General features: G+C 64.0%; 9 protein-coding genes. All 9 read left to right on the top strand.

Annotated elements, in window-relative coordinates:
- Positions 1-283: 283 nt before the first annotated feature.
- A complete protein-coding gene (locus WCB02_RS19505; RefSeq protein WP_423960544.1) occupies positions 284-967 on the top strand; it encodes a TetR/AcrR family transcriptional regulator in 684 nt (227 codons plus the stop codon).
- A gap of 165 nt (positions 968-1,132) precedes the next feature.
- Complete coding sequence (locus WCB02_RS19510) at positions 1,133-2,629, top strand: CoA-acylating methylmalonate-semialdehyde dehydrogenase (protein WP_423960546.1); 1,497 nt, start codon at positions 1,133-1,135, stop codon at positions 2,627-2,629.
- 36 nt (positions 2,630-2,665) lie between these two features.
- Entirely contained in the window at positions 2,666-2,893 is a 228-nt protein-coding gene (locus WCB02_RS19515; RefSeq protein WP_423960548.1) for a hypothetical protein, read from the top strand.
- Positions 2,890-3,318 (top strand): type II toxin-antitoxin system VapC family toxin, encoded by a 429-nt coding sequence (locus tag WCB02_RS19520; protein WP_423960550.1) that lies wholly within the window; start codon positions 2,890-2,892, stop codon positions 3,316-3,318. The genes WCB02_RS19515 and WCB02_RS19520 overlap by 4 nt, the downstream gene beginning before the upstream one ends.
- Complete coding sequence (locus tag WCB02_RS19525; protein WP_423960551.1) at positions 3,315-4,463, top strand: isobutyryl-CoA dehydrogenase; 1,149 nt, start codon at positions 3,315-3,317, stop codon at positions 4,461-4,463. The genes WCB02_RS19520 and WCB02_RS19525 overlap by 4 nt, the downstream gene beginning before the upstream one ends.
- On the top strand, positions 4,460-5,533 hold the full coding sequence (locus tag WCB02_RS19530; RefSeq protein WP_423960553.1) for an enoyl-CoA hydratase/isomerase family protein: 1,074 nt from the start codon (positions 4,460-4,462) through the stop codon (positions 5,531-5,533). Before WCB02_RS19525 ends, WCB02_RS19530 begins: the two co-directional genes overlap by 4 nt.
- A gap of 73 nt (positions 5,534-5,606) precedes the next feature.
- Positions 5,607-6,494, top strand: coding sequence for a 3-hydroxyisobutyrate dehydrogenase (gene mmsB, locus WCB02_RS19535; RefSeq protein ID WP_423960556.1), 888 nt, complete (start codon positions 5,607-5,609; stop codon positions 6,492-6,494).
- Positions 6,495-6,521: 27 nt separating this feature from the next.
- Positions 6,522-8,255, top strand: coding sequence for an AMP-binding protein (locus WCB02_RS19540; protein ID WP_423960557.1), 1,734 nt, complete (start codon positions 6,522-6,524; stop codon positions 8,253-8,255).
- A gap of 4 nt (positions 8,256-8,259) precedes the next feature.
- Entirely contained in the window at positions 8,260-8,739 is a 480-nt protein-coding gene (locus WCB02_RS19545) for a MaoC family dehydratase (protein ID WP_423960559.1), read from the top strand.
- Positions 8,740-9,013 lie beyond the last annotated feature (274 nt).

Here is a 9,013-nt window from a genome sequence, read left to right on the forward strand (position 1 = left end):
ATGACGACCGAGCCCAGGATATTGAGCGAGCCGCCGTTGCAGATCGTCAGCCGGACGACACCGCGCTGATCGCGGTCGACGCCACAATGGGGGTTGAGCATGTGCATGGATCGTCTCGCCGCTTCCCTTGACCTCGAGGCGAGTCACTTCCCGGCCGGGGGCGCCTCTTGTCAAGGGCCGCGGGACAAGGCCGTCCTCACCTTACGGCACGGTAACGAAATAGAGACGGCTTTTCCTCGAGAAAATGTTATTATATGACCACAAACATGTCATAGGATGATTGATGCGCTATTCCAGGGAACACAAGCAGGAAACCCACGCCCGAATCGTGCGGAAGGCCTCGGTGCGGCTGCGCGAGCGGGGCGCCCATGGCGTCGGCGTCGCCGACCTGATGAGGGAGGCCGGGCTCACCCATGGCGGCTTCTACGCGCATTTCGACTCCCGTGATGCGCTGCTCAGCGAGGCGTTCGCCTATGCGGTCGATCGCTCCGGCCAGCATTGGCGCAAGATGGCCGAAGACACCCCGCCGGAAAAACGGCTGGCGCTGATCGTGGACACCTATCTCACGGCGCTGCATCGCGACAACCCGGGGCATGGCTGCGTCGTGGCTTCGCTGGGCGCGGAAGTGGCCCGCGAAAGTCCGAGGACCCGGAAGGCCTTCGCGGGCAAGCTGGACGAGATGATCGGCATGATCGCCGACCAGATTCCCGACCAGCCGCCCAAGGCGGCGCGCAAGCAGGCGACTGCGGCGCTCGCCACCATGATGGGAACGCTGGTGATGGCCCGCATCGCCGGTAATGGCGAGTTCTCCGATGAGATCCTTGCCGCCGGACGCGAGGCGGTCCTGGGTCGTGCCGCGGCGAAGCCGGGGGCCGAGAAGGCGGCGGCGAAGAAAGCCACCGGGAAAACGGACACGAAAATCGGCAGGAAACCGGCAGGCAGAACGGTGCCGGCCGCGAAGCCGTGACGATGTTGCGCGAAAACCGCCTTCGACATTGGTCGTAGGTCCGGGGGCGGGGGCGAAACCCCGGCATTTTCGCAAAACCGCCGCGCGCGAACGCCCTTCCCAAACGCCGGAAAGACTGCAAGATGCCGGCCAAAATCGGCAACCCCCTGTCTCGTGGAGGAACACATGCGCTCAATTGGTCATTTTATCGGCGGCCGGGAGGTCGAGGGGACGTCGGGGCGGACAGCGGACGTTTTCGAGCCGATGACCGGCGAGGTGCAGGCCAAGGTGGCGCTGGCGTCGAAAGCGGAACTACGTGCGGCCGTGGAAAATGCCAGGGCGGCGCAGGTCGATTGGGCGGCCACCAACCCGCAACGGCGGGCCCGGGTCATGATGAAGTTCCTCGAACTCGCCCAGCGCGACTATGACAAGCTCGCCGAATGTCTGGCGCGCGAGCACGGCAAGACCATTCCCGATGCCAAGGGCGACATCCAGCGCGGGCTCGAAGTGGTGGAATTCGCCATCGGCATTCCGCATCTGATGAAGGGCGAATATACCGAAGGCGCCGGACCCGGCATCGACATCTATTCGCTGCGCCAGCCGCTCGGTGTGGTCGCCGGCATCACCCCGTTCAATTTCCCGGCGATGATCCCGATGTGGAAATTCGCGCCGGCGATCGCCTGCGGTAACGCGTTCATCCTGAAACCGTCGGAGCGCGATCCCGGCGTGCCGATGATGCTGGCGCAACTGATGATCGAGGCCGGCCTGCCGGCGGGCATCCTCAACGTCGTCAATGGCGACAAGGAAGCCGTCGACGCCATCCTCGACGACCCCGACATCAAGGCCATCGGCTTCGTCGGCTCGTCGCCGATCGCGCAATACATTTATGAGCGCGCGGCCGCTTCCGGCAAGCGCTGCCAGTGCTTTGGCGGCGCCAAGAACCACGCCATCGTGATGCCGGACGCCGACATGGACCAGGCGGTCGATGCCCTGATCGGCGCGGGCTATGGCTCGGCCGGCGAGCGCTGCATGGCGGTCTCGGTCGCGGTCCCCGTCGGCAAGACCACCGCCGACCGGCTGATGGAAAAGCTGATCCCGCGGGTGGAAAGCCTGAAGATCGGCACCTCGATCGATCCGTCGGCCGATTACGGCCCGCTGGTCACTCGCGAAGCGGTCGAGCGCGTGAAGAACTATGTCGATATCGGCATCAAGGAAGGCGCGACACTGGCGGTCGATGGTCGCGGCTTCAAGATGCAGGGCTACGAAAACGGCTTCTACATGGGAGGCTGCCTGTTCGACAACGTCACCAAGGACATGCGGATCTACAAGGAAGAGATTTTTGGGCCGGTGCTGTCGGTGGTGCGCGCCCACGACTACAAGGAGGCGCTTGCCCTGCCGTCGGACCATGATTACGGCAACGGTGTCGCGATCTTCACCCGCGACGGCGACGCCGCGCGGGACTTCGCTGCCAAGGTCAATGTCGGCATGGTCGGCATCAACGTGCCGATCCCGGTGCCGATCGCCTACTACACCTTCGGCGGCTGGAAGAAATCCGGCTTCGGCGATCTCAACCAGCACGGTCCCGATTCGATCCGCTTCTACACCAAGACCAAGACGGTCACCTCGCGCTGGCCCTCCGGCGTCAAGGAAGGCGCGGAATTCTCGATTCCGACGATGAACTGAGGTAGCGTTGGGCGGATAGATCCGCGGAGAAGCGCGATGGCACAGGCGGAGATACCGAGCCGCATGGACGAACTGGAAGCGGCATTCGAGCGCCGGGCGCGCGGCAATGGACGCAGCTTCGATCAGGAAGTCGAGTTGGTCCTGGCGCGTAAAGGGAAGTTCACGCCCGAAGAACGCGTCGCGGTGTCGCGCTATTTCCACTCGCGGTGCCGGGTTATTCAACCTTCCCTGACGCTGGATGAAATCAGGGAAGGCTTGATGTGAAGACGTTGGTCGTCGACGCAAGCGTGGCGATCAAATGGCTGGTGCTTGAAGACATGTCCGACGTGGCGAAAGAGCTTTCCGGCACTGCAAAGGACATCGTCGCCCCGCGCCTGATCATGACCGAAGTCGGCAATGCGCTTGTTCGCAAGACTATTCAGGGAATGCTTACCCTTGACGAGGCGAAGACCCATCTAGATGCGCTACCACGCTTTCTACCCGAACTCATGGATATCGACGAGTTGATCGAACGTGCATTCGAAAATGCCTGTGCCCTTCGGCATCCGATCTATGATCTGATCTATGTCGAAGCGGCGCGAACCATTGATGGCCAGCTCGTCACGGCCGACCGCAGGTTTACAGCGAAGGTCACGGGCACCGACCTTGCCCGCCACGTGATACTGCTCTCCGACTGGCGGTCTGAATGAATCAGTTCGCTCTCAACGAGGACCAGATTGCGGTTCGCGACATGGCGCGGGAGTTCGCCGCGGAGAAGATAGCGCCGCATGCGATCCGCTGGGACGAGCAGAAGCATTTTCCGGTCGACGTGATGCGCGAGGCGGCAAAACTCGGCATCGGCGGCATCTATATCAGGGACGATGTCGGCGGATCGGCGCTGACACGATTCGATGCCGCGCTGATCTTCGAGGCGCTGGCCCAGGGTTGTCCGACCGTGTCGGCCTTCATCTCGATCCACAATATGGCGTCGTGGATGATCGATGCCTATGGCAGTGAGGCGCAACGCGAGAGGTGGCTGCCAGGACTCTGTACCATGGAGCTACTGGCAAGCTACTGCCTGACCGAGCCGGGCTCGGGATCGGACGCGGCGGCGCTGCGCACCCGCGCGGTGCGCGATGGTGATCATTATGTGCTGAACGGCCAGAAGCAGTTCATTTCCGGTGCCGGGGCTGGCGATCTCTATGTCGTGATGGTCAGGACCGGTGACGAGGGGCCTGGCGGCATCTCGACCCTGGTGGTCGAGGGCGATACGCCGGGACTTTCGCTCGGCGCCAACGAACGCAAGATGGGCTGGAATGCACAGCCGACCCGCGCCGTGATCTTCGAGAATGCCCGGGTCCCGATCGCCAATCTGCTCGGCGAGGAGGGCATCGGCTTCAAGATCGCGATGGCCGGGCTCGACGGCGGCCGCATCAATATCGCGGCCTGCTCGCTCGGCGGCGCGCAGAGCGCGCTGGACAAGGCGCTTTCCTATATGAGGGACCGCAAGGCCTTCGGCAAACGCCTCGATGAATTCCAGGCGCTGCAGTTTCGCATCGCCGACATGGCGATCGAACTGGAGGCCGCCCGCACCTTCGTCTGGCGGGCCGCCGCGGCACTCGACCGCAAGGATCCCGACGCGACGATGCTGTGCGCGATGGCCAAGCGATTTGGCACCGATGTCGGGTTCGAGGTCGCCAATCAGGCGCTGCAACTCCATGGCGGCTACGGCTATCTCAGCGAATACGGCATCGAGAAGATCGTGCGCGATCTGCGCGTGCACCAGATCCTCGAAGGCACCAACGAGATCATGCGGCTGATCGTGGCGCGCAAGCTGATCGAGGGCGCGCGATGAACGCGCCGCTTCCCGAGCCCGACCTGATCGCACGGCGCGAAGGTTCCGCCGGCATCATCCGGCTGAACCGGCCGAAGGCCATCAATGCCGTGACGCTCGAGATGTTTCGCGAGATCGAGACCGCGCTCGATGCCTTCGAGGCCGATCCGGCCGTCGCCTTGATCGTGCTCGAAGGCGCCGGCGAGCGTGGTCTGTGCGCCGGCGGCGATATCCGCGCGCTCTATGAAAGCGCGAAGGTCAAAGGCGACCTCGGCAAGGTCTTGTGGCGGGAAGAGTACGTTCTCAATGCCCGCATCGCCAAATTCGTCAAGCCCTATGTCGCGTTCATGGACGGCATCGTGATGGGCGGCGGCGTCGGGCTGTCGGCGCATGGCCGGCATCGCGTCGTCACCGAGCGCACCAGACTGGCGATGCCCGAGGTCGGTCTCGGCTTCTTTCCGGACGTGGGCGGCACCTGGCTGTTGTCGCATGCGCCGGGCGAGATCGGCAGCTATTTCGGACTGACCGGTCAGACCATGAACGGGCCCGATGCGATCCATGCCGGGTTTGCCGACGCGGTTGTGCCGTCGGCGCAGCTCGGCGCCTTGCGCGAGGTTCTGACCCGGATCCGGCCTGGGACGTTGTCCAGCGAGATACAGGCGGTGATCGCCGGGTTTGCGACCGGCGAAACATCGGGCCCGGTGGCCGCGATCGAGCCGCAGATCGATGCCTGGTTTGCCCATGACCGGATGGAAGATATCGTTGCGGCGCTGCGGCGCGACGGTTCGGAACTGGCGCAGGCGACGCTCAAGACCTTGGCCGAGAAATCGCCGCGCGGCATGGTGGTGACGCTGAAGCTGCTGCGGATGGCGCGCTCTGCGGCGTCACTGGAACAATGTCTGGTGCGGGAGTATCGTGCCGCGCTCGAAGTGTTCGCCAGCGACGATTTCCGCGAGGGCGTCCGTGCTGCGGTCATCGACAAGGACCGCAACCCGACATGGTCGCCTCCGCGGATCGAAGACGTGACGCCGGAGATGCTGGCGCCTTATTTCGCGGAGATCGGCGCCGACGAACTGGTCTTCGACCAATAAAATGGCGCCAAAAAGCAGAGCCAAACAAAGCCGATTGGCGGAATAGAAACGTGCGGCAAGCGGAGGAATAAGGATGGCAACGATCGCATTCATCGGCCTCGGCAACATGGGCGTCCCGATGGCGGCCAATCTGGTCAAGGCCGGCCACAAGGTGGTCGCTTTTGATCTCGTGGCGGCCTCGCGCAATCAGGCGGAAAGTGATGGCGCGGCGATCGCCGAGAGCGCAGTCGCCTCCGTCAAGGGCGCCGAAGTGGTTATCACCATGCTGCCGGCCGGCAGGCATGTGCTGTCGGTCTGGACCGACATCGTCCCCGCCATGGGCAACGGCACTTTGATCATCGATTGCTCGACCATCGATGTCGAAAGCGCCAAGCAGGCGCATGAGTTCGCCGCAAGGCACGGTGTTGCCTCCATCGACGCGCCGGTGTCCGGCGGCACCGGCGGCGCCCGGGGCGCGACGCTGACGTTCATGTGCGGCGGCGAGGAAGAGGCGTTCGCGGCGGCAAAGCCGGTGCTGGAGAAGATGGGCAGGAAGATCGTGCATTGCGGCGGCGGCGGCGCGGGGCAGGCGGCCAAGATCTGCAACAACATGATTCTGGGGATATCGATGATCGCGGTCAGCGAGGCCTTTTCGCTCGCCGAAAAACTCGGGCTGTCGCATCAGGCGCTGTTCGACGTCGCCTCGACCTCCTCGGGGCAATGCTGGGCGCTGACCTCCTATTGTCCGGTGCCGGGCCCGGTGCCGACCTCCCCGGCCAACAACGACTACAAACCCGGTTTCGCCTCGGCGCTGATGGTGAAAGACCTCTCGCTGGCGCAGGACGCCGCCAAGGCCGCGGGCGCGGCCACGCCGCTCGGCAAGCACGCACAGGAGATCTATCAGGCGTTCGCTTCCGAAGGCTCCGGCGATGTGGATTTCTCAGGGATCATTCAGCACGTGCGCCATCTCGCAGCAAAATAACCAGGGCCACAGTCGGGGGACAGAGCGATGACCACATTCCAGGAAGCACGCGCCTTTCTGCTCGAGCATCGCAGCGACTACGATGCGGCGATAAAAGGCTTCCGCTGGCCGGATCCGGCGCCGTTCAACTGGGCGCTCGACTGGTTCGACGCGGAACTCGCCGGCAATCTGGCGAGCCGCGATCGCGCCGCGCTGTGGATCGTCGACACCGGCAACGGCAGGGACACAAGACTCTCCTTCGCCACATTGTCGCGCCGTTCCAACCAGGTGGCCAATTTCCTGCGGACGCAGGGCTTGAAGCGTGGCGATCATCTCCTGCTGCTGCTCGGCAATGTGGTGCCGCTGTGGGAGACCATGCTGGCGGCGATGAAGCTCGGCATCGTCGTGATCCCGGCGACCACGCTGTTGACGCCGGATGAATTGAAGGATCGCCTCGATCGGGGCCACGCGAAAGCGGTGGTGGCGACGCAGGACCAGGTCGCGAAATTTGACAGGCTGGGCGCGGACAGACTGATCCGCATCGTGGTCGAGGCAGGCGCCCCGCAGGATGGATGGATTGCCTTCGAGGAGGTGGTCAATTGCCCCGAGACGTTCACGCCGGACGGACCGACCAGCGCTGACGAGCCGATGCTGCTCTATTTCACATCGGGCACCACGGCGAAACCGAAACTCGTCCGCCATAGCCAGCGCAGCTATCCGGTTGGCGCATTGTCGACCATGTACTGGCTCGGGCTGCAGCCTGGCGACATCCATCTGAACATTTCCTCGCCGGGCTGGGCCAAGCACGCCTGGAGCTGCCTGTTTGCGCCCTGGAACGCCGGTGCCACCGTGTTCGTGGTCAATCAGCCGCGCTTCGATGCCAAGGGGCTGCTCGCGACGATCGGCCGCTGCGGTGTCACCACGCTGTGTGCGCCGCCGACGGTGTGGCGGCTGTTCATCCAGGAGAAGCTGGCGGACGTCGAGGTCAGCCTGCGCGAGGTCTGCGGGGCGGGCGAACCGCTCAATCCCGAAGTGATCGACCAGGTCCGTGCAGCCTGGGGACTGACCATCCGCGACGGCTACGGGCAGACCGAAACCACCGCACTTGCCGGCAACTCGCCGGGGCAGAAGGTCAAGGTCGGCTCGATGGGCCGCCCGCTGCCCGGCTACCACGTGCAGATCACCGATATCGATGGCCACGTCGCGAAAGAGGGCGAGGTGACGCTGCTGCTTGGCGCCGACCGGCCGGCGGGCCTGATGCAGGGCTATCAGGACGAAGACGGCCAATTGAGCGGGGCGGACGGCGCGCTCTATCGCAGCGGCGACGTCGTGTTCGCCGATGACGAAGGCTACCTCACCTTCGTCGGCCGTTCCGACGACGTCTTCAAATCATCCGACTACCGGATCAGCCCGTTCGAACTGGAGAGCGTGCTGCTCGAGCATGAAGCAGTCGCGGAAGCCGCCGTAGTGCCGAGCCCTGATCCGATCCGGCTCGCGATCCCCAAGGCCTATGTGCTGCTGGTCGGAGGCGTCGAATGCTCGCCCGACACCGCGCTGTCGATCTTCAGGCACCTGCACACGCGGCTTGCGCCCTTCAAGCGGATCCGACGGATCGAATTGGTGACCGAATTGCCCAAGACGATCTCGGGAAAAATCCGCCGGGTGCAATTGCGCCGGCTGGAGCACGACGACAACCGCAGCGATGCGCTGCGCGGGCAGGAATTCCGCGAGGAGGATTTCCCGGAGCTGCAGAAGCTGCGCACGGCCGGATCGGAGCAATAGTGCGATGAATGACGTCTGGAAGAAGCCGCCGATCTCGCTGGGCGACTACCAGGCCATGGTCGGCCGTGAGGTCGGCGTGTCGTCATGGCATCTGGTCGATCAGAACCGCATCAACCTCTATGCCGACGTGATCGAGGATCATCAGTTCATTCATGTCGACCCCGCGCGCGCCAGGCGCGAGACCGCGTTCGGCAGCACGGTGGCGCACGGATTCCTGACGATGTCCCTGATGAGCATCATGTCCTATGAGGTGATGCCGGTCATCGAAGGCACCACGATGGGCGTCAACTACGGGTTCGACAAATTGCGCTTCATCTCCCCGGTTCGCGCCGGCTCGCGGGTCCGCGGCCGCTTCATGCTTGCCGAGGCGAAACTGCGCAAGCCGAAAGAACTGCAGTCGCGCACCAATGTCACGGTCGAGATCGAGGGCGAGGACAAGCCCGCTCTGGTCGCCGACTGGATCGGGCTGATCTATTTCGGGTGAGTGCTCGAGCTCCCAACTGCTGCGCGCCGGCCCTCAATGCCGTCATTGCGGGCTTGACCCGGCAATCCATCACTGCTGAAAAGCGGCTGACTCATTTTCTTTTGATGGATGCGCGGGCCTTCGCCTCGCCGAAGGGGCTTCGGCCCCGCAGGCGGGTCGAGCCCGGGCACGACAGGCAGAAACAATCCGGGAAGTCGACATATGACAATCAGGTTTGACGGACGCGTCGCTATCGTGACCGGCGCGGGCAATGGACTCGGGCGCGCCCATGCGC

This window comes from Bradyrhizobium sp. (assembly GCF_049581145.1).
Lineage (GTDB): Bacteria > Pseudomonadota > Alphaproteobacteria > Rhizobiales > Xanthobacteraceae > Bradyrhizobium.